The organism is Ruegeria sp. BHSB196 (assembly GCF_059613135.1).
Genome location: NZ_JBXWRY010000043.1, coordinates 1 through 23394, shown reverse-complemented (window position 1 = coordinate 23394; position 23394 = coordinate 1). Strand labels below are relative to the sequence as shown.

28 protein-coding genes and 1 pseudogene are annotated in these 23394 nt (G+C 61.1%); 11 read left to right on the top strand and 18 right to left on the bottom strand.

What is annotated here, in order from left to right:
• Positions 1–148 precede the first annotated feature (148 nt).
• Positions 149–1057, bottom strand: coding sequence for a recombinase family protein (locus AC2FNJ_RS16870; RefSeq protein ID WP_496765829.1), 909 nt, complete (start codon positions 1055–1057; stop codon positions 149–151).
• A 224-nt stretch (positions 1058–1281) separates the two neighbouring features.
• Here AC2FNJ_RS16870 and AC2FNJ_RS16865 point away from each other — a divergent pair, with 224 nt between their 5' ends.
• Both AC2FNJ_RS16865 and AC2FNJ_RS16860 read left to right on the top strand, forming a co-directional pair.
• Positions 1282–2352: a hypothetical protein gene (locus AC2FNJ_RS16865; RefSeq protein ID WP_093454918.1), complete on the top strand. Its 1071-nt coding sequence runs from the start codon at positions 1282–1284 to the stop codon at positions 2350–2352.
• A gap of 531 nt (positions 2353–2883) precedes the next feature.
• Positions 2884–3546, top strand: a complete 663-nt coding sequence (locus AC2FNJ_RS16860; RefSeq protein ID WP_093454917.1) for a L,D-transpeptidase — start codon at positions 2884–2886, stop codon at positions 3544–3546.
• A 45-nt stretch (positions 3547–3591) separates the two neighbouring features.
• On the opposite strand, the gene AC2FNJ_RS16855 is transcribed toward AC2FNJ_RS16860, so the two are convergent.
• Complete coding sequence (locus tag AC2FNJ_RS16855) at positions 3592–3876, bottom strand: hypothetical protein (protein ID WP_093454916.1); 285 nt, start codon at positions 3874–3876, stop codon at positions 3592–3594.
• Positions 3877–4057: 181 nt separating this feature from the next.
• On the opposite strand from AC2FNJ_RS16855, the gene AC2FNJ_RS16850 reads away from it, so the two are divergent.
• A complete protein-coding gene (locus AC2FNJ_RS16850; protein WP_274582279.1) occupies positions 4058–6412 on the top strand; it encodes a heavy metal translocating P-type ATPase in 2355 nt (784 codons plus the stop codon).
• Between the two features lie 63 nt (positions 6413–6475).
• A complete protein-coding gene (locus AC2FNJ_RS16845) occupies positions 6476–6988 on the top strand; it encodes a L,D-transpeptidase family protein (RefSeq protein WP_274582278.1) in 513 nt (170 codons plus the stop codon).
• A gap of 9 nt (positions 6989–6997) precedes the next feature.
• Here the strand turns inward: AC2FNJ_RS16845 and lnt are convergent, their stop codons facing one another.
• Genes lnt through AC2FNJ_RS16795 form a run of 10 tightly spaced genes read right to left on the bottom strand, consistent with a single transcriptional unit; the run spans position 6998 to position 14420 of the window.
• Positions 6998–8575 carry an apolipoprotein N-acyltransferase gene (lnt, locus tag AC2FNJ_RS16840; RefSeq protein WP_274582277.1) on the bottom strand — a complete coding sequence of 526 codons (1578 nt, stop codon included), beginning with the start codon at positions 8573–8575 and terminating at the stop codon, positions 6998–7000.
• Complete coding sequence (gene lspA, locus AC2FNJ_RS16835; protein WP_274582276.1) at positions 8542–9000, bottom strand: signal peptidase II; 459 nt, start codon at positions 8998–9000, stop codon at positions 8542–8544. The genes lnt and lspA overlap by 34 nt, the downstream gene beginning before the upstream one ends.
• Before the next feature lie 28 nt (positions 9001–9028).
• Positions 9029–9811, bottom strand: a complete 783-nt coding sequence (locus AC2FNJ_RS16830; RefSeq protein ID WP_274582275.1) for a ZIP family metal transporter — start codon at positions 9809–9811, stop codon at positions 9029–9031.
• A 12-nt stretch (positions 9812–9823) separates the two neighbouring features.
• A complete protein-coding gene (locus tag AC2FNJ_RS16825) occupies positions 9824–10279 on the bottom strand; it encodes a DUF411 domain-containing protein (RefSeq protein ID WP_274582274.1) in 456 nt (151 codons plus the stop codon).
• Between the two features lie 3 nt (positions 10280–10282).
• The gene (locus AC2FNJ_RS16820; protein ID WP_274582273.1) at positions 10283–11656 is read right to left on the bottom strand and encodes a M23 family metallopeptidase; all 1374 of its coding nucleotides are present in this window, start codon (positions 11654–11656) and stop codon (positions 10283–10285) included.
• The gene (locus AC2FNJ_RS16815; protein WP_274582272.1) at positions 11653–12279 is read right to left on the bottom strand and encodes an SCO family protein; all 627 of its coding nucleotides are present in this window, start codon (positions 12277–12279) and stop codon (positions 11653–11655) included. The genes AC2FNJ_RS16820 and AC2FNJ_RS16815 overlap by 4 nt, the downstream gene beginning before the upstream one ends.
• Entirely contained in the window at positions 12279–12746 is a 468-nt protein-coding gene (locus tag AC2FNJ_RS16810; RefSeq protein ID WP_093454963.1) for a copper chaperone PCu(A)C, read from the bottom strand. Before AC2FNJ_RS16810 ends, AC2FNJ_RS16815 begins: the two co-directional genes overlap by 1 nt.
• 23 nt (positions 12747–12769) lie before the next feature.
• Complete coding sequence (locus AC2FNJ_RS16805; RefSeq protein ID WP_093454962.1) at positions 12770–13429, bottom strand: DsbA family protein; 660 nt, start codon at positions 13427–13429, stop codon at positions 12770–12772.
• Positions 13426–13848 carry a disulfide bond formation protein B gene (locus AC2FNJ_RS16800; RefSeq protein ID WP_093454961.1) on the bottom strand — a complete coding sequence of 141 codons (423 nt, stop codon included), beginning with the start codon at positions 13846–13848 and terminating at the stop codon, positions 13426–13428. Before AC2FNJ_RS16800 ends, AC2FNJ_RS16805 begins: the two co-directional genes overlap by 4 nt.
• A 5-nt stretch (positions 13849–13853) precedes the next feature.
• Complete coding sequence (locus tag AC2FNJ_RS16795) at positions 13854–14420, bottom strand: SCO family protein (protein WP_093454960.1); 567 nt, start codon at positions 14418–14420, stop codon at positions 13854–13856.
• Positions 14421–14627: 207 nt separating this feature from the next.
• Here AC2FNJ_RS16795 and AC2FNJ_RS16790 point away from each other — a divergent pair, with 207 nt between their 5' ends.
• The 4 genes from AC2FNJ_RS16790 (at position 14628) to AC2FNJ_RS16775 (ending at position 17496) form a co-directional block, all read left to right on the top strand.
• Positions 14628–15056 (top strand): MerR family transcriptional regulator, encoded by a 429-nt coding sequence (locus AC2FNJ_RS16790; protein ID WP_093454971.1) that lies wholly within the window; start codon positions 14628–14630, stop codon positions 15054–15056.
• 103 nt (positions 15057–15159) lie between these two features.
• Positions 15160–15738, top strand: a complete 579-nt coding sequence (locus AC2FNJ_RS16785) for a cation efflux transmembrane domain-containing protein (protein WP_274582271.1) — start codon at positions 15160–15162, stop codon at positions 15736–15738.
• Between the two features lie 95 nt (positions 15739–15833).
• Positions 15834–16589 carry a transglutaminase-like domain-containing protein gene (locus AC2FNJ_RS16780; protein WP_093454970.1) on the top strand — a complete coding sequence of 252 codons (756 nt, stop codon included), beginning with the start codon at positions 15834–15836 and terminating at the stop codon, positions 16587–16589.
• Positions 16579–17496 (top strand): cation diffusion facilitator family transporter, encoded by a 918-nt coding sequence (locus AC2FNJ_RS16775; protein ID WP_093454958.1) that lies wholly within the window; start codon positions 16579–16581, stop codon positions 17494–17496. Before AC2FNJ_RS16780 ends, AC2FNJ_RS16775 begins: the two co-directional genes overlap by 11 nt.
• Before the next feature lie 361 nt (positions 17497–17857).
• Here AC2FNJ_RS16775 and petA read toward each other — a convergent pair whose 3' ends face one another.
• Both petA and AC2FNJ_RS16765 read right to left on the bottom strand, forming a co-directional pair.
• A complete protein-coding gene (gene petA, locus AC2FNJ_RS16770) occupies positions 17858–18415 on the bottom strand; it encodes a ubiquinol-cytochrome c reductase iron-sulfur subunit (RefSeq protein WP_093454957.1) in 558 nt (185 codons plus the stop codon).
• Positions 18416–18523: 108 nt separating this feature from the next.
• Positions 18524–19048 (bottom strand): hypothetical protein, encoded by a 525-nt coding sequence (locus tag AC2FNJ_RS16765; RefSeq protein WP_093454956.1) that lies wholly within the window; start codon positions 19046–19048, stop codon positions 18524–18526.
• A 76-nt stretch (positions 19049–19124) separates the two neighbouring features.
• Between AC2FNJ_RS16765 and AC2FNJ_RS16760 the strand changes: the two genes are divergently transcribed.
• Complete coding sequence (locus AC2FNJ_RS16760) at positions 19125–19688, top strand: Crp/Fnr family transcriptional regulator (protein WP_093454955.1); 564 nt, start codon at positions 19125–19127, stop codon at positions 19686–19688.
• Here the strand turns inward: AC2FNJ_RS16760 and AC2FNJ_RS16755 are convergent.
• The 4 genes from AC2FNJ_RS16755 to AC2FNJ_RS16740 are packed head-to-tail and all read right to left on the bottom strand — an operon-like array spanning position 19685 to position 22195.
• Positions 19685–20134 carry a DUF411 domain-containing protein gene (locus AC2FNJ_RS16755; RefSeq protein WP_093454954.1) on the bottom strand — a complete coding sequence of 150 codons (450 nt, stop codon included), beginning with the start codon at positions 20132–20134 and terminating at the stop codon, positions 19685–19687. The genes AC2FNJ_RS16760 and AC2FNJ_RS16755 overlap by 4 nt on opposite strands.
• Complete coding sequence (locus AC2FNJ_RS16750; protein WP_244525679.1) at positions 20131–21144, bottom strand: cation diffusion facilitator family transporter; 1014 nt, start codon at positions 21142–21144, stop codon at positions 20131–20133. Before AC2FNJ_RS16750 ends, AC2FNJ_RS16755 begins: the two co-directional genes overlap by 4 nt.
• Position 21145: 1 nt before the next feature.
• Positions 21146–21805, bottom strand: a complete 660-nt coding sequence (locus tag AC2FNJ_RS16745) for a TVP38/TMEM64 family protein (RefSeq protein WP_093454953.1) — start codon at positions 21803–21805, stop codon at positions 21146–21148.
• A 3-nt stretch (positions 21806–21808) separates the two neighbouring features.
• Positions 21809–22195 (bottom strand): DUF6010 family protein, encoded by a 387-nt coding sequence (locus AC2FNJ_RS16740; protein ID WP_244525680.1) that lies wholly within the window; start codon positions 22193–22195, stop codon positions 21809–21811.
• 245 nt (positions 22196–22440) lie between these two features.
• Here AC2FNJ_RS16740 and AC2FNJ_RS16735 point away from each other — a divergent pair, with 245 nt between their 5' ends.
• Both AC2FNJ_RS16735 and AC2FNJ_RS16730 read left to right on the top strand, forming a co-directional pair.
• Entirely contained in the window at positions 22441–23169 is a 729-nt protein-coding gene (locus AC2FNJ_RS16735) for a response regulator (RefSeq protein WP_093454969.1), read from the top strand.
• Positions 23169–23394: pseudogene (locus tag AC2FNJ_RS16730) on the top strand (ATP-binding protein); the annotation flags it as partial. The gene AC2FNJ_RS16735 and the pseudogene AC2FNJ_RS16730, both read left to right, overlap by 1 nt.

Genomic DNA, 23394 nt, shown 5'->3' with positions numbered 1-23394 from the left:
TTTAATTGCATTAAGTCGTCGCGATCGCGCTTCAAGCTACCGATCCGAATTGTTTGGATGGTTTCAGCTAAACCCATGCAACCAATGGCACAATTGACCTTCTGACGGCGTCTGGAGCGATAGATTCAGTTGGATGAGTCCCTGCTAGTTACAGTCGGGAGTGAGCCGATTCTGATGGAATTAGACCAAGTCGCTCCGCCCGTTCCAACAGCATCCTGACGGAGGACGGTTGCCAGCTGGTGCGGCCTCGAGGGGTGCGCTCACGCATCGATTCAAGCCGGTCGCAGATTGCCTGAAGCGTGATGTCTGGATCCGCGCCCTTGATGCCGGCGACGATTGCGGGCAGGCGGTCATCGGTTTCGCGCCGTCCGGCGCGGCCAAGCACTTCATCGGGCAGAAACCCGTCGCGCACATATGCCTTCACAGCGCGGAGCAGGCGGCTTTGGGTCCAATGACGATCATGGGGCAGGGGGGCATTGATAATCCGCAGGACGTCTTCCCAAGCCATATCGGGGCGCAAACGGCGCACATGGGGCACCCAATCCTGCGCAGACTCGGTCAGGCGCTCCATGTAGCCGTCCTGTCGCGCCAGCCGCACCTTGCGCAGCGCGGCGGGGTCCTTGGCGCGAAGGCCTGGGTTGCCACCTACGCGCCCTTTAGCGCGTGCCGAGGCAAGCCCAGCCTTGGTACGCTCGCGGATCAGAGCACGTTCAAACTCGGCCGCAGCGCCCAGAACCTGCAATGTGAACTTGCCCTGCGGGGAAGCGGTGTCGATGGGGTCCTGCAGGGAGCGGAAGAAAGCTCCCTTGGCCTCCAGACGTTCGATCACCTCCAGCAAGTGCGACAGAGATCGCGCAAGCCGGTCGATCCGCACAACGACCAGCGTATCGCCGCTCTGGACGCGTTCGAGCACGCGTGCCAGCACCGGTCGCGCGCGATTGCCGCCCGAGGCGTGCTCTTCAAAGATCTCGACGCAACCCGCAGATTGCAGGGCCTCAGACTGGGGCAGGGGGGTCTGATCCTCTGTGGAAACACGGGCGTAGCCTATCAGGGGCATGAAAAGACCGTTTGCAATTTACGATATCACTACTAAACGACCGTTTGTAAACAAATGCAAGTAGGTGCTCTCTCGTCGTGCTCGTCCAAAAACCTTTGGTTTCCTTGCGCTGAAAGCGATCTGAGAGGTTTCACCTGCAGTCGCGCGCTCGTACTATATAAAGGGCGCAGGCAGCGGCCACGAAAACGCCTGGGCAATGTGCAAAAAATCAGTATTTTGCACACATGGTGACGCAAGCCTCTTCTTTGACTGATGATTACGACGACCCCCTTATCACCATCGAGGAGGATGAAGAGGCTCACGAAGACGATCTCTGGTTTCTACCTAGGTCACTTGAAGAAGAACCGGATGATTTGCCTCCAGGGCCACGGGCGGAACCGCCCGACACTGCTGTCGTCGAAGACTGGGCAAAAGCAGAAGGCGTTCACGCTGCGCGACTGGCAAGAGTGGCTGGACGCCTGGGAGCTCTGGATGACCGGCTGCTGCGTGGCCCGGAAGGCTGGCGGCATCGCCTCGCTCTTATCGAGGCAGCGGATCTCAGCTGGTTCGCAGGGGATCGGGTGAGTTCTGATCGTCTGGCGCTCTGGATATCGATGCGGCTGTCAGGTGCACAGGATGACCCAAATGCACTGGCAAGAGTTGGATGGGCTGTTCGGCGCCTAACAGGCGGTCCTGGACCGAAAGCTGACTTGGCCGCCTTCCTGGATCGCCGCGATCCCGAGAACATTGAAGACAGCGCTGAGCGTTTCGAGGATCGCGCGGGTGGGTGGCTGGACGTCATGGCAGCCGCAAAGGGTCTCCACCCGATCACGCGGGCGTGCATGGGGTATCACCTGTGGAGCTTGGCGGGCCTCGGACGCCACGGCGACCAGATCGAAGCTGCCGTCACCGCGTCCAGGATCGCGACCAGCGATGGAAGCGGTGCCATCTTCGCGCCGCTCGCTATGGCCGGGGCCGGGGGGCTGCGCGTTTCGGGCTTGCCACCCGAGCGTTTGGCCCGCTGGTTGGATGGGATGAACAGCGCAATTCTAACGGCGATGCGAACACTTGATGATATTGAAGTGTGGATCGGGCGGGCAGAAAACGTCATGGCGCAATTATCTGGCCGCACGCCGGTTGCCTTGCGAAAGGTTTTCACGGAATGGCCCTTGGTCTCCGCCCCGATGGCTGAGGCCATGACCGGAGCCAGCCGCGCCGCCGTTCAGCGCAATCTCGCATGGATGGAGGCAAGCGGTTTGATCCGCGAGGTGACGGGGCACGGGAGGTATCGCATGTGGAAAGCTGACCTAATATAGGTCATTTGTCGAGGCTGACACCGGCTTGACCTGGCACGCTTTAGTGCCGCCCCAGATGATCGTTTAAGCCACTTTCCGTTCGAATGCGACAAGGCTTTTCCAGCCCAAAGCGTTCGTTAGCCATTCGTCTCACGTTTTTGTGACAATTGATCGCTTGAAGCTCCAGTGGGTGAAGGTTGTAACGGGGCGAAATAACGGAATGAGAGCCGGAGCCAGAGATGGCATCGTAGCATTTGCGAGTGGCGTAAGTTCCCTGTGCCGTGACGTTCCCGATCTCATGGTCGCGATATCGAAGCCGCTGTGCCTAAATTTCCAGACAATCTGCGACTTAACGAATTGTCGCTGCGCAACTTCGGACCAGGTATCGTGCGAGCAGTTTTCTCCTCCCTAGCAAACTGGAAACTGCAAGGATCGCATGTTTACTTACGAAAATTTGCCCTTGAACCTCTAGCCACTAGAAGTCCTATCTGTTCAAGGAGAACACATACCGTTCTTGCCATCAATCGCCGGTGAGAACCGAAAGGGTACGAAATGCTGACAAGACGACACTTCATTCAGACAACAACGGCGCTTTTTTCGGTGACCGGTCCCGGTATGGCTTTTGCCGACACTTGGCCCACCGAGGCTCAGAAGGCTGAATGGGACGCACAGGTGACGCCTCAGGGTTATGTTGCCGAGACTTCCAACCCATGGGGATTGCACCTGCGGTTCCTGCCGCAACGAGTCGTCGCGAAGGACGGTCTCGTGCCGGGAGATATCCATGTCGATGCGGTCGCGCGATATCTCTACCACATTGAAGAGGGTGGAACCGCGATGCGCTACGGCGTGGCGATCGCGCGGGGCAACCTCTACGAGCCAGGTGTCTATACCATCAAGCGCAAGGTCAGGTGGCCGCACTGGACGCCAACACAAAACATGATCGAACGCGATCCCGTGAACGCACAATGGGCCGATGGGATGGAACCAGGGCCGGAAAACGCTCTCGGATCACGGGCACTCTATCTCTATGTCGGGGATCGCGACACCTATCTCCGGATCCACGGCACACCCTACCCGAGAAGCATCGGCGGTCGCGCGAGTTCAGGCTGCGTGCGGATGGTCATGGCCCACATCAACGATCTCTATCCGAATGTAGAACTCGGCTCTACAGCTCACCTGTATTCGGCAGAGGACAGCGTCACAGCCCGCAGCTGAGGGAGCGCTCGGTCGGCCAACGTGCCTGCGGTCCGTCGATCGATCTCAGGTTGGGCGCGCGGCGCAGATCGGGTTGCCGTTCGCTGTTCGCAGAGGGAGCAAGGTCACCTCCACCGGGCCGCTGTGCTCGTACCAATAGCAGCCGTCTTCCGGCCTGAGGCGGGCGGTCGATATATTCTGATCGGGCGCCGCCATTGCCACCACGCTCTCAGGCACATTCCCGATCGCATTCGCCGGGTCGCTACTGCCACTTGGAGCAATGGCGCATCCAGCGAGGAGCGACAGCGCCGTCGCAACCATCATTTTTTGCTTCAGCATCGAACCCCGCATCGAGCTTCCTTTCGTTTCTGGTTTTCCTTCGATCGGTTCTCATGCCTCAAGGGGTGAACGAGCCGGTCATCAAACCGTGTAGCAATAAAACAATCTGAAATACCACCGTATTTTGCTCTTGAAGCTCTAGCCACTGTAGGGGCTATGTCATGGTAAAGCACCCGAATCCAGAGGTCCATTCATGCCGTCCGACACCCATCGTCACGACCACGATCACGCCGAAGATGCCCAGACAAGCGGCGGCAGCTGCTGCGGGGTCGCCGGAACGTGCGGCGACATCGTTCCGGCGACCCCCGCGCCAGCGGGCGGGCGCAGTTTTCAGGTGTCCGGCCTCGATTGCGCCGAGGAGGTAGCAATCCTAAACAAGGTGGTCGGCCCGAAGATCGGCGGGGCCGAACATCTTGCGTTCGACGTGATCAATGGACGGATGACTATCCTCGACAGCGCCAAGAGTGTATCGGACGGCGAAATTGCAGAACTGGTCGCAAGCACCGGCATGACCGCCAAGCCCTGGGATGCCGAAAACGCGTCGGTCGACCAGGCGGCCCATCTTGCACGCCAGCGGCTGTTTACGGCGCTCAGTGGTGGCTTCTGGGCCGCGGGATTTCTGTGGCACATCATCGAGACCGGCATGGGGGGGGCACTCGGCCTCTTCGCAGGGCACGGCGAAGCGCCGATGCCACTGGTCGAGGCAGGGTTATTCGCGGTTGCGATCCTGTTCGGTGTTTGGCTCGTGGCGCCCAAGGCATGGTCGTCCGCACGGCGGCTGTCGCCCGACATGAACCTGCTCATGGTCGTCGCAGTCGCGGGTGCAATTGGCCTCGGCGAATTTTTCGAGGCGGCGACGGTTGCGTTCTTCTTCTCGCTCTCGCTTTTCCTCGAAAGCTGGAGCGTCGGGCGTGCGAGGAATGCGGTTTCAGCTCTGCTGGACCTGGCGCCGCCGACGGCAAGAATTCTTTATGATGACGGTTCGGAAGCGGACGTACCGGCTTCCGCGGTTGCTATCAACGTACGTTTCGTCGTGCGCGGCGGAGACCGCATCCCATTGGATGGTGAGGTTGTCGATGGGGCAGGGGCCGTCGATCAGGCGCCAATCACCGGAGAGAGTGCGCTGGTCCCAAAGGAACGGGGCGACGAAGTCTATGCCGGTACGATCAACGGCGAAGGCACACTGACGGTGCGCGCTACGAAGGCCGCCTCGGATACCGTGTTGGCCAGGATCATCCGCATGGTCGGTGACGCCCATGCCCGCCGCGCGCCGGTGGAGCAGTGGGTGGCGAAGTTCGCCCGCATCTACACGCCTATCGTCATGGCTCTCGCCATTGCAATTGCCCTGCTGCCGCCGCTCATTTTCGGTGGGGCCTGGGATTATTGGTTCTACAATGCACTCGTGCTGCTGGTGATCGCCTGCCCGTGTGCTCTGGTCATCTCGACACCGGTCTCCATCGTCGCCGCACTCGCCGCCTCAGCGCGGGCTGGGGTGCTGATCAAGGGCGGTGCATATGTTGAGGCACCGGGCAAGACCACTGCACTGGCCATGGACAAGACCGGCACGATCACCATGGGCGAGCCGGAGGTGGCGGCGGTGCATCCGCTGGGCAAAGCATCGGCGCAAGATCTGATGACCCTCGCCGCTGGGCTGGAGGCACGTTCCTCGCATCCCTTGGCGCGCGCCATTCTCGCGCGGGCAGAAGCCGACGGCATCAATGTGTCCGCCGCGCAAGATACCCGAACCGTTCCAGGTAGGGGACTTGAAGGACGCACAGACGGCCGGTCGATCTGGCTAGGGTCCGACCGGTTTGCCGAGGAGAAGGGTTTCGGCGACGCCATTCCGAAGGATCTGCGCGACCGCATCGAAGGGGCCGGCAGCACCCTTGTTGCCGTGGGCGACGACACCGGCGTCACCGGCATCCTGGAATTGCGCGACCGTATCCGCCCCGATGCCAAGGGCATCGTGGCACAGCTCCACGCGCAGGGCGTGAAGACCATCGTTATGCTGACGGGCGACAACGAGCGGACAGCGCGCGCTGTTGCAGCCGAGGTCGGCATCGACGAGGTCCGTGCCGAGCTTCTGCCCGAAGACAAGGTGACAGCCATCGAAGAACTGGTCGAAACGCATGACATGGTGGCCATGATCGGCGACGGGGTCAACGACGCCCCGGCCATGGCGCGCGCGCATTACGCCATCGCAATGGGTGCCGTTGGTTCGGACGCGGCAATCGAGACGGCGGATATTGCCCTGATGACAGACGACCTCGGGAAGGTGCCTTGGCTGATCGGTCATTCGCGCCGGACAATGTCGATTATCCATCAGAACATCGGTATTTCCTTGGCGACCAAGGGCGTCTTCGTTGTCGCTACCGCTTTCGGAGTGGCATCGATGTGGGGCGCTATTGCAGCCGATGTAGGAGTGTCATTGCTGGTGGTGGCCAACGCCCTGCGCCTGCTGAACAGCCAAAAGGCCAAGGCGCCGCCGTCCGGCGGTGAGCAGGTTGGCCCACAGATGGCAAAGGCCGCGCTTGCCCACGGACATTGATCACGCTGCATTTGCAAAGTAACGTGATGTCCATATCAGACCTCACCAAAGAGGCATCGAGCAGTGAAGACCATCCGATTTCCCCGCCGCGCCGTCCTGTTGGGCGGGCTGGCAGCGTTTCTGTCCGGGTGTGCCAGCAAGTTCCGCAGCTATGGCGGACCCGAGGTGACCCGTGTTCGGCTTTACAAGGGACAGCGCTTGCTTGTTCTCGACGGAGCCGATCGCGTATTGCAAACCTATCCGGTCGGGCTGGGTTTCGCTCCTGAGGGTCACAAGCAATTCGAGGGAGACGGCCGGACCCCGGAGGGCACCTACATTGTCGATAAGCGCAACCCTGAAAGTACGTATCATCTTTCAGTTGGCATCTCTTATCCGAACGAGGCCGACATCGCCTTTGCCGAAGCGCAGGGCCTTTCCCCCGGCGGCGACATCTTCATCCATGGTGGCCCACGCCCCGGCATCGACCCGACAAATGTCCGCGACTGGACAGCTGGCTGCATCGCGGTCACGGATCGGGAGATCGAAGACATCTATGCAATGGTGAAGGACGGGACACCTATCCACATCTTTGCATGACGGTCTTTCTCATGCGGCGGTAGTGAGCCGTCGCATTGGCGCCATTGCCCAGCTCCACGAAGCCAAGATGAGCGCCAACAGCATCCAGTCCCCGAAGCTCGCGTAGAGTGTCGGCGGTCGCGCGGAGGGCAGGCTAGCGTCGATGATGCCCGTTTCGCCGGTATCGAGCCGCGCAACGATCTCTCCGCTCGCGTCGATGACCGCAGAGATGCCCGTATTCGCGGCTCGGATGACTGGAAGGCCTTCCTCTACGGCGCGCGTACGTGCGGAAGCCAGATGCTGCTCGGGTCCGATGCTGGTGCCAAACCAGGCATCGTTTGTCGCGTTGAAAATCCAGTCCGGCCGGAACAGGTCGTCGACCACATGCCCTGGGAAGATGATCTCATAGCAGATCGCCACGGCGACCAGCGGCACACCCGGAAGCGCAAGCGTTCTCGGGCCCGGTCCGGGCGTAAAATCGCCCAGGCCCGCCGTGAGCCGCTCGATGGGCAACCAGCCACGGAATGGCACATATTCGCCGAAGGGTACGAGATGGTGTTTCGCGTATCCGGTCAGGATTCTGCCGGTCGCGCCAAAAGCCTGGACCGTGTTGAAATATCGGGTGCCATCGTCGCTCGGTACACGGTCCGGCACCCCGGTGAGCAGCACGCTGCCTTCCGTTAGCGCAGCGGCAATGCGGGCCTGCGCCTCCGTATCCTCATCGAGGAAACCCGGAAAGGCGGTTTCCGGCCAGAGAAGAACGTCGAAATCGCCGCGCCGGGTTGAAAGCTCAAGATAGCGCGCGAATGTCGCCTCGCGATTCTCGGGCGCCCATTTCTCCTCTTGTGGAATGTTGCCTTGGACAATGCGCAGGTCGACAGTGGGTGGCTGTTGTGCATCCGACTGGAGGCGAAGCGTGCCGACAGCCCACATCGTCGCGATGCCGGCCAGCGCCATGAGCGAAACGGTCAATCGTTGCCGCCCGGACACCATGACAGCCGCGCCGGGGAGTACCGCAACGAACACGGTGAGAAAGCTTAACCCATAGCTTCCGACCCAGGCGGCGGGCTGGCGAAGAGCGGCGTAATCGACCAGAGCGTAGCTGGCGAGGTTCCACGGAAATCCTGTCAAAACGTGACCTCGCAACCACTCGGCAGCGGTCCAGGAGGTCGCGAACAGGAGGCAAGCCAAGAGACTACCCAGGGCTCCGCGCCGCGCGATTTCGGCGAAAAGCGCGGCGGCAATGGCCGGGAAAATCGCGAGACCTGCGGACAATCCCGCGACGGCCGGGATCGCCATCGCCCCGAACCGCTCGGCCTCGACGTAGAAACTCTCTGCAATCCACGAAATCCCGAAACCGAACTGGCCGAGACCAAACGCCCAGCCGACGAGGAAAGCGCGCCCGAAGGAGAGATCGCGAAGCCCGACAAACAACGCGGAATAGGCAACGGGAACGAGCAGGAGAATCGAAAGAGGCGGGAAAGTCAGAACGGTCAGCGCCCCGGCGGCGAAACCAAGCGTCATCCGCGAAAGAAAACGGTGGCGCAGAGCGATGCGGTTTAGAATTTCCGGCTTCACGACTTGATCGAACGCCGCGCGCTGATCCATGGCGCGGCGAGCAAGAGCCCCACGCCACTGACGACAAATACGTCGGCCAAGTTGAAGGCAGGCCAATGTGTTGTGCCAATGTAGAAATCGAGAAAGTCTGTTACAGCCCGATACCGCACACGATCGATGACATTGCCCAGGGCTCCGCCAATGATCGCGCCATAGGCAAGTGTTTCGACCGCATTTTCGGCGCGAAACAGCATAACCCCTAGCCAAACACAGATGGCAAGAGCGAGAGCGATTAGGCTCCACCACGGACTGCCGCCCAGCATCCCGAAAGTCACGCCGTCATTACGATAAAAGACGAGGTTGAATCCCGGAAACACGGAAATCCCAGCGCTAATAGTGACGGCATTCGCAACGACAATGGCTTTGGTGATCTGATCGATCGCGAACGCAGCAAGCGCTGCAAATATGCCGATCATCGGAGATACTTTGTATGATGACATTGCCTCATCCCAACCAGACATCGAGAAACAGCATTAGAACGAGCCCGACAGCGAGACCGAGCGTTGCCCTGTTCTGATGGCCGCTGCGATGGGTTTCGGGGATGATTTCGTGGCTGATGACGTAGAGCATTGCGCCCGCGGCAAAGGCCAGTCCCCATGGCAGCAGCGGTTCCGACAGTGTGATGATCCCGGCCCCGAGCAGGCCGCCAATCGGCTCGACCATGCCCGTCAGCGCCGCAATGCCCCAGGCGCGCAGCTTCGGATATCCCTCGCCCAGCAGAGATACAGCGACGGCCAATCCTTCGGGCGCATTCTGAAGCCCGATGCCGATGGCGAGCGGTAGGCCGCCTTCCATACCTCCGGATCCGAAGCCGACCCCCACGGCAAGGCCTTCGGGGAAGTTGTGGATCGTGATCGCAATGATGAACAACCAGACCCGCCGCAAAGACGCCGCTTCCGGCCCTTCGCGTCCCGTCTTGAAGTGCTCGTGCGGCAGCTTTTCGTTCATCAGGGCGACAGCCCCCATGCCCAGAAGAATCGAAACGCATACGATGGCCGCAGGCATCGCGCCGTTCTCGAACATCGGTTCTGCCGCATCCAATGCCGGGATGATCAGCGAAAAGAAAGAAGCGGCGAGCATCACACCGGCAGCGAAGCCGAGCGACAGATCGCGTGTGGCCCGAGACGGGATGCGCCCGAACAGCACGGGAACTGCTCCGACTGCTGTGAGCGATCCGGCGGCAAGACTTCCGAGAAAGCCGAGCACTATCGGAGACAGATTTTCCATGGGCGGGCCAGATTATCCTTCGGCGTAGCTCGAAAAGACTTCCGTCGACCCGTCCTTGCGGATGAGGAAGACATCATAGGCCTCGCGGTCGTCTTCTGGCCCCATGCCGGGCGAGCCATAGGGCATCCCCGGAACAGCGAGGCCGACGGCGTCCGGGCGCTCCTCGAGAATGCGGCGGATGTCAGCGGCTGGGACATGGCCTTCGATCACGTAGCCATCAATGAGCGCGGTGTGGCAGGAGACCATGCGCTGCGGCACGCCGTTGTCGAGCTTGAAGCGAACCAGCAACCCACCGAACATGTTCTCGCCCGTCGGCGCAAACCCGTTTTCTTCGAGATGGTTCATCCACGAGAGGCAGCAGCCGCAACCGTTCGTCTTGCGGACGTCGATCGCCGTTGCCTCTGCGAGGGCCTGTGCCGCCGGGAACAGGGCGAGCGTGATGGCAAGAGCTTGGGTCATACGTTTCATGGGTCAGAGCCTTTCGGTTGTCGTTTTGGCAATCTCGCTGCCGAGGTTTTCATTCAGAAGCGCCCGCGCCTCGGCCAGACGCGAGAGCGCGGCGGCATCATCCGCATCGCTCTCGGCCGCTTCGGCGAGCCGGTCGTCAGAGAGCGGGTCAGTCGGGCGCCCATCCACGAGCACCTCATAGTGCAGGTTCGGACCTGTCGCCGTGCCAGTCGCGCCGACGCGGCCGATCACGTCTCCCGCCGCAACGCGTTGGCCTTGTGCCAAGTCTTCCGGCACGGCGCTCAGATGCGCGTAGCGCGTCATGGTGTCGGAGCCGTGCAAGATTTCGACCACGCGACCATATCCGCCGCGCCAGCCGATGAAATTGACCCGCCCCGGTGCCGTCGCTTGAACCGGTGTCCCACGTGCCGCTGCAAAATCGACGCCGGTGTGCATCCGGACGTTGCCAAAGACCGGATGCGTGCGGCGCCCGAACACCGAGCTGAGGCGCGCACCCTCGACCGGCTGTGCGAAGACGCGCAGCACCTCGCCATCGACGTAGATCGTCGCCTGACCGCTGCCGTCGTCAGGCCATACGATCTCGTAGAGCGAACCGCCGATCTCCAGTGCGGCGAAGGCGAGTTCGGGCTGTCCGATCCTGTCCTCGCCGACCCGCGCCTCACGCCAGAGAAGCCTTAGTGTTTCGCCGCCGGCCATCTCGCGGCGGAAATCCACGGTCCCACCCAGCATCTGCGCAAGGTCCACGGAAAAACGGGCGGGTATGCCGGCTTCGTCGAGTGCCGCGAAGATCGAGCTGTCGATCATGGCTTCGCCGGCAAGGGTTACGATTTCCGGATCCGGAGCCACGACCTGCGTGGACATCTGCTCGCCGAAAACCACCTCGATCCGAACCCCGTCCTCGACGGCGAGTGAGACGGTGCGGGGGCTGCCGTCCACGGTCGAAGCGACAGTGACCGAGTGCCCCGGCCGCAGCCGTCGCAGATCGTATTCCGCACCAAGCGCGAGGGCAACTTCGGCTCTGTCAGGTGCCGCAAGACCGGCCTCTGACAGCAAGAAATCGAGCGTTTCGCCCGGAGCAATGTCGCGCGACCACGTCGACAGGGGTGGCTCGATCGCTTGCACCGGCCTGTCGGCAACAGCGACCTGCAGAAGGGGCAGCGGGCTGAGATTGTGTGCATCGTCTGCCCATGCCGCCGCGGGCAGCGTCACGGGAATGTCAACGTTCTGGGGGACTTCAGGACGTTGTGGCATCCAGCTACTTGCCTGGGCAAGTTCCGGCGGCACGGGTTCTTTCGACATGAAATCAGAGATGGCGATAGCCGCTCCCGAAACCGTCCCCGCAATTGCGACACAAGCCGCCAAAGTTCTGAGCCTCATGTCGCCCCCTCCATTTCTTTTTCCAGCGCGCGGCGGATCTTCGGCACCGCGAACTCTCTGGGTTCGTGATAGTCGATCATGGTGACGAACCGCCCAGAGGCTGCGAACAGGAAGACGCTCGCGGTGTGGTTCATCGTGTAATCGCCGCTCTCCGTCGGCACCCGCTCGTAGGTGGCACGGAAGCCGTCCGCGACGCGCGCTATCTGCTCCTCGGGCCCCGTCCAGCCGCGGATCGCCGGATGGAAGTAGCCGACATATTCGGCCATCGTTTCGACAGTGTCGCGCTCGGGATCGACCGTGATGAAAGCCACGTTCATCTCGTGGGCCTCGTCTCCCAGATCGTCGAGCCATCCCGAAATGTCAGAGAGCGTGGTCGGGCAGACATCGGGGCAGTAGGTGAAGCCGAAGAACGCCATCGTCGGGCGGCCGATCAGGGTTTCTGGCCCGACCGCGTTGCCCTCATGATCCGTCAGACGGAAATCCATCTCGGTCAGAGCCACAGGCCGCTGCCCGACAGGTTCGGGTCCACCGGGTCCATCGACCTGCCACCAACCGACGAAGAGCATCAGGGCGACCGCCCCGACACCAGCCGCGCCGTACCCCAGGATCGCTCGTCGCCGCATCAGTCCTCTGGCCCCCGCGCGGCGATTCCGAGGATCGGCACCTCGACCGTCATTTCGCCTCCGTCGTCGAAAAGCAGGGTCAGCGGAAAGGTGTCCCCTTCCGTCATCGGTTCTTGTAGCCGCATCAGCATTGCGTGCAGGCCCCCCGGTTCGAGCGCGACGCTCTCGCCCGGGGCGATCGCGATCTCCCCCGCCGGGCTCATGGAACTCACACCTTCGGCATTTGTCTTCGTCTCGTGAATTTCGGGCATCATCGCGAGCGGTGTTGTAAGACCGATCAGCGTCACAGGCTCGTCGCCAGTGTTGCGGATCTTCATGTAGGCGGCCCCGGGACGGTTCATCCCGATGGAGGCGCGGGACCACGCGTTCTCGACGACAACATCCTCGGGTCCGGCCAGCGCGGGCACCGAGAGCCCTCCAAGGGTCAAAAGCGCGGCCAGTGTGCTGGTCAAAATATACTTTTTCATCGTTCTGATCCTGCCTTTTCCATTCAGCTTTGCGCGGCAGCGACTTCGGCAGCCACCAGACGACGCAATTCTGCCTCTCCGAATGGATCGAGCGGCTTGCCGTTCACGAAGAATGTGGGCGTCTGGCGAATTCCCACGGTCTCGACGTCGGCACGATCCTGATTCAGGATCGCCACGACATCGGGCGCCAGCATTTGCGTGCGCGCGGCCTCGGCATCGAGTCCGGCCGTGGTGGCGATCTGAAGGATCAGGCCAGGCGCCGGGGCACCGTGCGAAGCCCATCTCGGCTGTTCCCGCAGAACGGCCTCAAGCACCGGCACGTAAACGTCCTGCATGCGCGCCGCCTCGAGCACGCGGATCGCTTCCTCGGATGCCGCGCCGTGGAAGGGCGTGTAGCGGATCACGACGCGGACAGCATCCCCATGCTCGGCCATGATGTCCTTCACGATGGGATGAAAGGCGCGACAGGCCTCGCAGGCCGGATCGAAGAATTCGACGATCGTGACGGGCGCCTCCGCAGGTCCGAGGATGGGCGAGTAGGGGCGGATCATCGCCTCAGCAAGTTCCGGAGCAACAGGCTCCGCTTCGGCCACCGGGCCGGGGCGGGTTGCAAACCAGGTGGCTCCGCCGAAACCGGCGACGCCGAGGGCGAGAACGGACAGGATCAGGCCGCGTCGGTTCATGTTCGTGTGTCCTTCAATGAAAGGGCCGACAGCGCCCCGATCAGCGCGAAGGCGGCGAGCGCCATCAGCGGGATAGGGATGCCGAAGACCAGTTGGTTGTCATCGGTGCAAGAGGGGCCGGTGGCCGTGCAGGGCTGGATGCGTTCGGGAACAAGACCGACGTACAGCCCCATGTGCCACAGGGCGATTGCGCCGCCGCCAAGCGCCAATGCGATGCCGTAGCGCCCCACGCGGCCGTCCCGCCACCAAAGGCCGAGCCCGAGGACAATGGCCAAGGGGAACATGAAGGCGCGCTGGAACCAGCATAGCACACAGGGCGTCTGCCCCAGCACCTCGCCGATGAAAAGCACGGCAAGCGAGGCGACGAGCGCGATGATCCACGCCAGCCCGAGGGCTGTTTCTCCGGACATACGGATCATGTCGGTCAGATCCTCTCTTCCAGATCGGCGAGGATCTCTTCGGCGGAGGTGCCGTAGGGCCACGAGTCGGCGAAGCCCGCGTCGGGATCGAAGAGGAACAGATGCGACGTGTGGCCCATCGTGTAACCATCCGGCGCCGCAGCCTCTTCGACGCGTTCGAAGAAGATCGGAAAGGTCTCGGATGTAGCGGCGATCTGTTCCGGCGTGCCGGTCAGCCCGATGATGCCCGCATCGAACAGCGGGACGTATTCGGCGAGTGCTGCGGGCGTGTCTCGTTCAGGGTCGATTGTTATGAAAATCGGCTGGACCTTGGCGGCATCGTCGCCCAGACTGTCCATCACCGCCGCGACCTCGGATAGGGTCGTCGGGCAGACGTCGGGGCAGTTGGTAAAGCCGAAAAAAACCAGCATCCAGCGCCCCGCAAAGTCCTCCTCGGTTCGAACCATACCCTGGTGGTCCGTCAGTTCGAACTCAGCGAAAAAAGGCGGTTCGGCGTCGGTTCGGGCGCTATCGGCACGATAATCGGACCATAGCAAAAGCCATACGAAGGCAAGCGCTGCCACGCCTGCCAAAACCCAAAGAAACTTCTGTGCCGATGTAAGGGACAATCCTGTTCGCCTGATTTTGATTCTTATTGCCTGTGCGGATACATCCTCTAGCTGCTAGAGGTTCAAGCACGAAATCATGGTATAGCTTGAACTCACGCGTCTGTGAATCCGACACTTGTTTATTCCGACGGCAAAACCTACACAAACTGTATCTTTTTCATGGAGGCGAAAATGCTCACGATCGGTACTCTGTCAAAGAAGACTGGCACAAAAGTGCAGACCATCCGGTACTACGAACAGATCGGACTCATGCCCGAACCTGGCAGGACCGAAGGCGGACAGAGGCGCTACGACAATGCACAGCTCGACCGACTGTCCTTCATCCGCCATTCGCGGCAACTCGGTTTTTCGCTCGATGCGATCCGCGAGCTGCTCGACCTCAGCGACCATCCCAACCGCCCCTGCGACGAGGCAGATGCCATCGCGCGTCGCCAGCTCAAACAGGTGGAGCAGCGCATGGACCGCCTGAAGGCGCTGCGCACGGAACTGAAACGCATGGTTCACGAATGCAGCGGCGGGCGGACGGGAGATTGCAAGGTGCTTGAGGTGTTGCGGGACCATTCGGAATGCTTGACCGAGCACGAGGAAATCGGGGCCTGAAGGAATTCAGCCAACATTCCGGCTGGAACGCAGATCAGCCGCAGAAGTTAATGTGTCCTACAACACAAGCTGGAACCACAAAATGGCCGCTAGACAAGATTCAATGGAGAGACGGACGCTTTGGATCGTTCTGGCGCTCAATATCGGTTTGGCCGTGGCCTTTTTCGCAACAGGCGCCTTCGGCGACTCAAGTGCCCTGATCGCCAACGGGCTCGATAACCTTTCCGACAGCTTCGTCTACGCGATCAGCCTTTTCGCTTTGTCCCGATCCGACAAATGGAAACGCGGGGCGGCGAACATCTCCGGTGGGCTGCTGATCCTGTTCGCTGCAGGCATCCTCTACGATGCGTGGCGGCGCTATGTCGGCGGGTCGGATCCGCTCGGGACGATCATGATCACCATGGCCCTGATCGCCGCGGCGATCAACGCGGTCTGCGTCTGGTTGCTCGCCCGACTTCGCGAACCGGACGTCAACATCCGCGCGGCGAACACCTTCAGCTGGAACGACTTCGCCGCAAACCTCGGGATCGTCGTGGCTGGCGGTCTCGTCGCCTGGCTGGGAACGAACTGGCCGGACCTAGTCGTGGGTGTGGTCGTGGCCGGGATCGCGGCGTGGGGCGGTATCGACATCCTGCGCGATGCACACGGCGAACACCACAAAGCGGTTCACACGGACAAATAGTTGCGGGAGATTCTTTCTGAAAGAAAGGATTGAAGCTACAGTGACTATAGCAATTAGTCTTGTTCCAAGACGATTCGAGGAGCGACCCGTTGCAGATGACCGACCCCCTACTTGTACCCACCAAACTACTGGATTTTGATGCCGCGCCTCTTGCGCGTCTAATTGAGAACCGCAGCTGGCGCGGCTTATCCGAATACGATCGGATCGGAGCTGCCTATGATTTCGTTCGGAATGAAATCGCGTTCGGATACAATCGAGCTGACGACATCCCCGCATCCGAAGTGCTTTCCGACGGCTATGGGCAGTGCAATACCAAAGGCACGCTCTTGATGGCGCTGCTGCGTGGTGTCGGCATTCGTTGCCGGTTGCATGGGTTTACGATCCATAAAGGCTTGCAGCGCGGTGTTGTACCTGAGCTGGTGTATCCGCTTGCTCCGCAGGAAATTCTCCACTCATGGGTCGAGATCGAATTTCAAGGTGCCTGGATCAACCTTGAAGGCTTCATCCTGGATGACGCTTTCCTCAAAGTCCTGCAAACGTCTTTCTCGGACACGGACAGTCTCTGCGGTTATGGCGCGGGCACGGATTGCCTTGGCGCGCCTCCCGTCGCCTGGAACGGAGAAGATACCTACATTCAGAAAACCGGCATCGTGCAGGATTTCGGCGTGTTTGATACGCCGGACGCCTTCTATTTGTCCCATGAGCAATCCTTTGGATGGCTGCGTGGTGCCTTATACCGTCATATCATACGCCACTGGATGAATGCGCGCGTACGTGGTTTCCGCAGCGGCCGCCTGAAGACTGACCGACGCGCGACACACGCGCATGAGGAGCCTGCCAATGCCACATGACCACGGGCACGCGCATATCGATCCGGATTCTGGCGATCGGCGGGTTGCCATCGCGATCTGGGCGAACGGGCTTCTTACCGTTGCGCAAATCGTCGGGGGCATATTGTCGGGCAGCCTGGCACTGATCGCCGATGCGCTGCACAACTTTTCCGATATGGCCTCGCTTGTCATTGCCTTTGCCGCACGCAAGATCGCGCGCCGCCCAGCCGATGAGCGTATGACCTTCGGCTATGGTCGGGTCGAAATCGTCGCGGCCCTGATCAACTACACCACCCTCATCGTGATCGGCTTCTATCTGATCTACGAAGGTGGCATGCGCATGATTGATCCACCCGAAGTCATGGGGTGGACCGTCGTCATTCTCGGTGGAATCGCGCTTGTGGTCGACACGCTGACCGCAATGCTGACCTATTCGATGCAGAAGGGGAGCGTGAACATCCGTGCGCTTTTTCTCCACAACCTTTCGGATGCGTTGGCTTCAGTGGCCGTCATAGTCGGCGGGACGCTCATTATACTCTATGAAATGCGTTGGGTTGATCCGGCCATCACCATCGGCATCGCGCTCTACATCCTGTATTTGTCCTTCACCGAAATAGGGGGCCCAATTCGAACCCTGATGCTTGGAAGCCCGCCGGATGTGGATGGAAACGACGTGGTCAGAGCGATCCAGTGTGTCGATGGCGTTGTGGACGTGCATCATGTCCACCTGTGGCAAATGCAGGAGCACGCTGCGGCATTGGACTGCCATATTGTCGTCGAACGCGACCGGATGAGTGAGGCCGACAAAATTAAAGAAAACGTCAAATCAGTGCTGCATGAACGTTTTTCAATTGAGCATTCCACGCTTGAGTTTGAAGCGAGCGACAATGCGCATAAAGAGGCACAGGTGTTCGGACACCGCTCATGACGGTGGTTCAAAGCATCTAATGGTCATTGGCCTCCTGTCCGGTCTGGTATTGATTAGCGCGCTTCTTTGCCCAATCTTCCACCCATCTAGGCACATTTGGTCTCCGAACAGCGAAAGATCAGTCATTCCAAACTTCACATGGGGACTCACATTGGCCGTGTTTGGAGCGATGATCGCTTCGGGCAACAGGCGCGCACCCGTCAACCGCAACCTCGCTTGGATGGAAGCCAGAGCCCCACTTCGCGAAATATCCGGGCAAAGAATAATTCGGATGTGGTGCGACGCAATCCATGGTGATCGGAAGGCGTCTGAATATGGTCTGGTTTCACACGGCGCGACTACGTCAAAAAGTTCATATTATTCAGCCTAGCGTCAGCACCATGTTGTCGGACAAGGCCAGGGGTGGAATGTGTAGGTTCTCCGGCGCAGGCCCTTTGCGAATACGACCCGCGGTATCGTAGTGCGACCCGTGGCAGGGACAGAACCACCCTCCAAAATCGCCCGCGCCATCGCCAAGCGGGACACATCCCAAATGCGTGCAGACACCGATCATCACCAGATAGGCGTCATGGCCCGGAATGGCCCGGTTCTCATCCTGCGCTGTGGCCTCGCCGGGAAGATTGGGATTGCGCGCATCGGTGTCCGGCAAGGTGGAGACCGCCTCTTCACGCGCCTGGGCCATCTCCGCTTGCGTCCGGTGGCGAATGAAGACGGGCTTTCCGCGCCAATTGACGGTCAGTTGGGTGCCTTCCGCGAGCCCGGAGATATCCACCGAGATCGTCGCCAGGGCGCGCACATCCGCCGATGGGTTCATTTGATTGATCAGCGGCCAGAGCGCCGCACCGGACGCGACCACGCCCGCGCCAGCAGTGGCATAATACAGGAAATCCCTGCGTTCAGTGTCGTCGGTGGCATCCATAGCACAGCGAGTGTGCAACCTTCCCGCCCCGGAACGTCAACGCGGGTTTTGTAATGTTTTGTCTGCAACCCGGGGGCTGGCGGAGGGAAACTGTGGCGGATCTTCAGCTCAATGGTGGGGCGGTTCGCCTTTTGCCACCATGAGGTGATGCTCCTGGTGATGCGCGCCGATGGTCATCAGCCCGAAGAACCCAAGACCCTGTATCTGGTCGGAATCGCCATCGACGAGGAGGGCAACACCATCCCCGAGATCCTCTGTCGTGACCTCCCAACCCGTCTCGGCAGCCAGGAACGGCGCATGGGCAGGCACCATGGCGCGAATGGCCTCGAGAACGCGCGGTGCTCCGCGGATTTCGAACCGGATACCGGCGGGCCGCACACTGCGGGTAACCTCGGCCTCCATCGTCACAAGCTCCATGTCCACCAGATGTCGCCTCAGGGCCGCGATATCGACATTTGCCCAATCGGTAGCGGGATCGGCGCGTAGGAGCGCCACGATCTCGGCCATGGCGGCAAAGGCAGATTGCCCGGTTTCCTGCGGACCCGGCATCGCATGCCCGGTCGCGGAATGGCTGTGCTGGGCCGCGACGGGTCCAGAAAATGACAGGGCAAGCAGGAGAGCAACAAGGCGCATGGGGGGATCCTTTTGAACGGCACGATACCCGTTTTTCGTAGCACGCAGGCCTGCTCTGGAATATGATTTCAATCATATGCTGCCAGAGCCCTACGACCTTCTCCCGACAACTGCGCGTCAGTCGCACACAATTGCGGCTGGCGACGTGCTCTTCCGACAGGGTGCAAGGACCCTGGGCCTCTATGTGCTGATAACCGGGCGTGTGCATCTCGAACGGGTTGGTCCGAATGGCGAGCGGCTCATCATTCACCGGGCGACATCCGGGACCAGCTTTGCCGAAGCCTCGGTCTTTTCGGAGCGCTATCATTGCGATGCCATCGTGATGGATGCAGGTGAGTTGGTCCGGATCGACAAGTCCGCGGTTCTCGCCGCCTTCGCGAACCCGGATTTTGCGCGGGCCTATGGACGCCATGCGGCCCAACAGGTTCAGGCGCACCGGCAGATCATGGGAATTGTCGGCATCCGACGCGCCGAGGATCGGGTGATGGCGGGGATCGTTGCGGGTCTTCTGGATGGCACCGTCGTCGACTTTGCCGCGCGCCTCCAGCTGACGCATGAGGCGACCTACCGTGCGCTGCGGGCGCTTGTCGAAGCGGGCCGGGTTACAAACCCGTCCCGTGGGACCTACCGATTGGCCTAGCTATGACTGGCAAAGACCGATGTCGCGCCATCAGGCCCGACAAGCAGCGTATCAAACGTATCGCCGGCACCGGGACCGCCCATGCCGGGGGAACTCATCGGCATACCCGGTACACTCAGCCCGCGCGCCGCCGGTTGCTCTGAAAGAAGCCGGGCGATGTCCTCAGCCGGCACATGGCCCTCAATGAAATAATCGCCCACCACGGCGGTGTGGCAACCGGCCAGTTCCGGCGCGATCCGGAGCCTGTCTTTCAGCGCATAGAGGGCGTCCTGATCGACATCCTGGGCCTCGACCAGAAATCCGGCTTGCCGGACATGATCGACCCAGGCCGTGCAGCATCCGCAGGTCGGGGTTTTGACAACCTTGATGATGGGCCCGGCATCAGCCATGGCCGGGAGCGCGATTGTGGCGGCAGCGCCGGTCAGCAGAAAGCTACGTCGTTTCATGTGTCGTTTCCTTTTGAATTGCGTTCGAGATTAGCATCCGGAGCGGCACTGTCGAGGTGATCGCGGTGCGCAGGTGGTTCATGAAGCTCTGCCTGCGGCCCCATCGATTGCGTGACGTCCAAATCGTCCGCGTGGCGCTCGTCGAGGCAGTCCGTTTCAAGCTGCAGGGTCACCATGTGAAACCGGTGATGCTTGGTAAGGTGCGTATAGGCGGTCTCAAGGATGCGCGCGGCATCGGCAGGTTCTGCATGGCGCAGATGGGCCGAGAAGGCGTGCTTGCCGCTGGTCAGGGTCCAGGCGTGGACATGGTGGACATCGAGAACGCCGTCCTGCGCGCGCAGATCAGCGGTCACGGCCGAGAGATCAGTTTCTTCCGGGGTCCCTTCCAACAGAATATGCACCGCCTCGCGGATAACTCCGATCGAGGCCCAGAGGAGCACGACCCCGAAGGCCATACCAAGGATCGGATCGATCGCCAGAAAGCCGGTGAACTCGATGACGAGCGCGGTCACGATGATCAACAGGCTGCCGACGAAGGTCTGGATGATGTGCCAGAGGGCCCCGCGGGCATTCAGATCATCCTGGCTGGATTTCCACATCAGGCCGAGCGAGATCACCTCGGTGACCAAGCCACCGAAGGCCACCCAGAGCATCGGTCCCGTGGGCAGATGGATCGGATTTCCGAGCCGCATCGCCCCCATCCAGATCACCAGAAGCGCCATGCCGAGAAGAAAGCCGCCATTCACGAGCGCGCCAATGATCTCTGCGCGATACCACCCGTAACTGCGCGCCATATCCGCCGGGCGGCGCGCGATCCGCTGCGCAATGATGGCGACGAGCACGCCCCCGACGGCGGACAACGTGTGAAACGCATCTGACAGCACCGCGATCGAGCCGGTCCAGAGCCCGACGGCCAGTTCGATCACGAAGTAGATGCCGGTCAGCCAGGCAGATATGACCAGAGCTTTTCCCGACGACGGCATATGTCCCGCATGTGAATGAGTGGCCATGTCAGATCTCCTTTTTCGGCGTGCGGCGGTCACGCCATACCGCAAAGAGGACGGACGCGGCGGTAAATGCGCCAAGCGCCAGCGCCGTCCAGGTGGCGGTTTGCACGTCCCCATTCATGGCTTCGCTGCCGAGATGGGCGAGCAAGAAGCTGGCCGGAATGATCCCCGCGAGGGTCGCCAGGGCAAACCGCCAAAGGTGCAAGACGCTCAATCCTGCAGCGTAGCTGACCATGTCGAAGGACAGGAACGGCAGCAGTCGGCTTCCGAACACCAGAAACGTCAGTGTATTCTGTGACCCCAGAAGTCCACGCCCGATCGTCTCGCCGACATGGCGTTCCACGAAAGAGCGCCCCAGCCCGCGCGCGAGTAGAAACGCAGCAAGCGCGCCGATCTCCGCGCCGAGCACGACAAGCAGTGTTCCGTAGGTGTGACCATAGGCGGCCCCGGCAGCCAGCGCGATCGGCGCCGAGGGCAGGGGACTGGCCACGATCGCCAGCGTCATCAGCGCCACGACCAGAAGCGGACCAAGAAGACCAGCTGCCTCGATCCAAAGGCGCAGGTCGTCGCGCTCCGGCAGATCGGCATCGAGCCCCGCAAGGTCCGGACGCGCCAGGACGAGAAGCAAGAGCCCCAGAAGGACAAGAACAACGACACGCACCATGGCCTACCTCGTATAAAGCAGCACAAGAAAGGCTGCCGCCATCAGGTCAAAGACGACGCAAAACGGGATGTACCAGTGTGGGACCCGGGCAAGCCGGACCGCATTGTGATGGGCAAGATCCCACAGCGCATGGAGCGCGAGACCCAGAGGCAAGGCTGCCCAATGCCAAAGGAGACCCGCTACGGCCGCCGCACCAAAGACGAGAGCAACCGCCAGCTCAGACCAGAACACGGAGCGACGGCCATCGGCGGCACCGAACCCGATATAGGCCCCGCCGATCAGGGCCAGTGTGACCGCTGCCAAGGCAAGCGAGTCTGCCTGTTCCAGGAGGAGGTGGGCGGGCATTGTGACCACAAAAAGCGCAAATCCGATCCACGCGGGCGCCGCCATGGTCCGGTGCACTGATTGGGCGGGATGTTGCCCCGATATGTCTGGTCTTGCGCCTGTCATGCCGCGTCAGATGGGGCTTCCAGCAGCTGGAGGGTCAAGACATGTCAGGTCGATTGATACATATTGCGACAAACGAGGTGCGGGTCTTTCCCGAAAGAACAATCTATTCTGGGTGTTATGGAACTCAATCTATTGAATAGTAGGCCGATCAGCCAGACGTGCCGATGTGTGGGACCCGATCGCTGATGGCGGCATCGGCGCATATTCTGGTCGTCGATGATCATGCCGAGATCCGGCACTCCGTGACGCGCTACCTGGAGAAAAACGGGCTGCGCGCGACGGGAGCCAAAAGTGCGGGCGAGATGGATGCGCGATTGAGCGAGGACAAATTCGATCTGATCGTGCTCGATATCATGATGCCGGGAGAGGACGGGCTCGCGGCCTGTGCACGGTTGCGTCGGGAGCAGCAGCATACCCCGATTCTCATGCTGACGGCGCTCGGCGACGATGACGCTCGGATCAAGGGGCTCGACACCGGTGCAGATGACTACTTGGCCAAGCCCTTCAATCCGCGCGAGCTTCTGGCCCGGATCAATGCGATCCTGCGCCGTGCGGGGGACGGATATGCACCCCATGGCGGAACATTTGCGGGCAAGCGGGCCGTTTTTGCCGGGATCACATTCGATCACGACGCCAGCCATGTCATTTGCCCCGATGGCACGGTCAATACATTGACCACGGCCGAAGCAAAGCTGCTGACGGTCTTACTTGAGCGTCCTCGGGCGGTGATCGGCCGGGATGAGCTCCTGGAATTGAGCGCCGGCCGTGTTGCCGGACCATTTGACCGAACGATCGACAATCAGGTTTCGCGCCTGCGCCGGAAAATCGAACCCGATGTGCTTCGCCCCCGGATCATATCGACCGTGCGCAATGGTGGATATTGCCTGAACTGTGATGTGGAGGTCGAGGCCTGATGCGAATGGGGTTCCGCTCACAGATCGCCCTTTTGGTGGTGGTGGTTCTGTTCGTGGCGCAGGTCGTGGGTTTGTGGCTTTTCGTCGATGAACGGTCGCTGGCCGTGCAAGCGGCCATCGGCAGCGAGGCAGCCGGACGCGCGGCAAACGTCGCCCGTCTGATCGAGGAGGCACCGCCGACGTTGCATGAGGATATTGTGGCGGCGGCAAACTCGCCCCTTGTAC

What these genes read in the sequence shown, in the direction of transcription:
- AC2FNJ_RS16870 (WP_496765829.1), bottom strand. Translation starts at nt 1,057, where the DNA reads ATGCCCCTGATAGGCTACGCCCGTGTTTCCACAGAGGATCAGACCCCC.
- AC2FNJ_RS16865 (WP_093454918.1), top strand. Translation starts at nt 1,282, where the DNA reads ATGGTGACGCAAGCCTCTTCTTTGACTGATGATTACGACGACCCCCTT.
- AC2FNJ_RS16860 (WP_093454917.1), top strand. Translation starts at nt 2,884, where the DNA reads ATGCTGACAAGACGACACTTCATTCAGACAACAACGGCGCTTTTTTCG.
- AC2FNJ_RS16855 (WP_093454916.1), bottom strand. Translation starts at nt 3,876, where the DNA reads ATGCGGGGTTCGATGCTGAAGCAAAAAATGATGGTTGCGACGGCGCTG.
- AC2FNJ_RS16850 (WP_274582279.1), top strand. Translation starts at nt 4,058, where the DNA reads ATGCCGTCCGACACCCATCGTCACGACCACGATCACGCCGAAGATGCC.
- lnt (WP_274582277.1), bottom strand. Translation starts at nt 8,575, where the DNA reads ATGGATCAGCGCGCGGCGTTCGATCAAGTCGTGAAGCCGGAAATTCTA.
- lspA (WP_274582276.1), bottom strand. Translation starts at nt 9,000, where the DNA reads ATGATCGGCATATTTGCAGCGCTTGCTGCGTTCGCGATCGATCAGATC.
- AC2FNJ_RS16830 (WP_274582275.1), bottom strand. Translation starts at nt 9,811, where the DNA reads ATGGAAAATCTGTCTCCGATAGTGCTCGGCTTTCTCGGAAGTCTTGCC.
- AC2FNJ_RS16825 (WP_274582274.1), bottom strand. Translation starts at nt 10,279, where the DNA reads ATGAAACGTATGACCCAAGCTCTTGCCATCACGCTCGCCCTGTTCCCG.
- AC2FNJ_RS16820 (WP_274582273.1), bottom strand. Translation starts at nt 11,656, where the DNA reads ATGAGGCTCAGAACTTTGGCGGCTTGTGTCGCAATTGCGGGGACGGTT.
- AC2FNJ_RS16815 (WP_274582272.1), bottom strand. Translation starts at nt 12,279, where the DNA reads ATGCGGCGACGAGCGATCCTGGGGTACGGCGCGGCTGGTGTCGGGGCG.
- AC2FNJ_RS16810 (WP_093454963.1), bottom strand. Translation starts at nt 12,746, where the DNA reads ATGAAAAAGTATATTTTGACCAGCACACTGGCCGCGCTTTTGACCCTT.
- AC2FNJ_RS16805 (WP_093454962.1), bottom strand. Translation starts at nt 13,429, where the DNA reads ATGAACCGACGCGGCCTGATCCTGTCCGTTCTCGCCCTCGGCGTCGCC.
- AC2FNJ_RS16800 (WP_093454961.1), bottom strand. Translation starts at nt 13,848, where the DNA reads ATGATCCGTATGTCCGGAGAAACAGCCCTCGGGCTGGCGTGGATCATC.
- AC2FNJ_RS16790 (WP_093454971.1), top strand. Translation starts at nt 14,628, where the DNA reads ATGCTCACGATCGGTACTCTGTCAAAGAAGACTGGCACAAAAGTGCAG.
- AC2FNJ_RS16785 (WP_274582271.1), top strand. Translation starts at nt 15,160, where the DNA reads ATGGAGAGACGGACGCTTTGGATCGTTCTGGCGCTCAATATCGGTTTG.
- AC2FNJ_RS16780 (WP_093454970.1), top strand. Translation starts at nt 15,834, where the DNA reads ATGACCGACCCCCTACTTGTACCCACCAAACTACTGGATTTTGATGCC.
- AC2FNJ_RS16775 (WP_093454958.1), top strand. Translation starts at nt 16,579, where the DNA reads ATGCCACATGACCACGGGCACGCGCATATCGATCCGGATTCTGGCGAT.
- petA (WP_093454957.1), bottom strand. Translation starts at nt 18,415, where the DNA reads ATGGATGCCACCGACGACACTGAACGCAGGGATTTCCTGTATTATGCC.
- AC2FNJ_RS16765 (WP_093454956.1), bottom strand. Translation starts at nt 19,048, where the DNA reads ATGCGCCTTGTTGCTCTCCTGCTTGCCCTGTCATTTTCTGGACCCGTC.
- AC2FNJ_RS16760 (WP_093454955.1), top strand. Translation starts at nt 19,125, where the DNA reads ATGCTGCCAGAGCCCTACGACCTTCTCCCGACAACTGCGCGTCAGTCG.
- AC2FNJ_RS16755 (WP_093454954.1), bottom strand. Translation starts at nt 20,134, where the DNA reads ATGAAACGACGTAGCTTTCTGCTGACCGGCGCTGCCGCCACAATCGCG.
- AC2FNJ_RS16750 (WP_244525679.1), bottom strand. Translation starts at nt 21,144, where the DNA reads ATGGCCACTCATTCACATGCGGGACATATGCCGTCGTCGGGAAAAGCT.
- AC2FNJ_RS16745 (WP_093454953.1), bottom strand. Translation starts at nt 21,805, where the DNA reads ATGGTGCGTGTCGTTGTTCTTGTCCTTCTGGGGCTCTTGCTTCTCGTC.
- AC2FNJ_RS16740 (WP_244525680.1), bottom strand. Translation starts at nt 22,195, where the DNA reads ATGGCGGCGCCCGCGTGGATCGGATTTGCGCTTTTTGTGGTCACAATG.
- AC2FNJ_RS16735 (WP_093454969.1), top strand. Translation starts at nt 22,441, where the DNA reads ATGGCGGCATCGGCGCATATTCTGGTCGTCGATGATCATGCCGAGATC.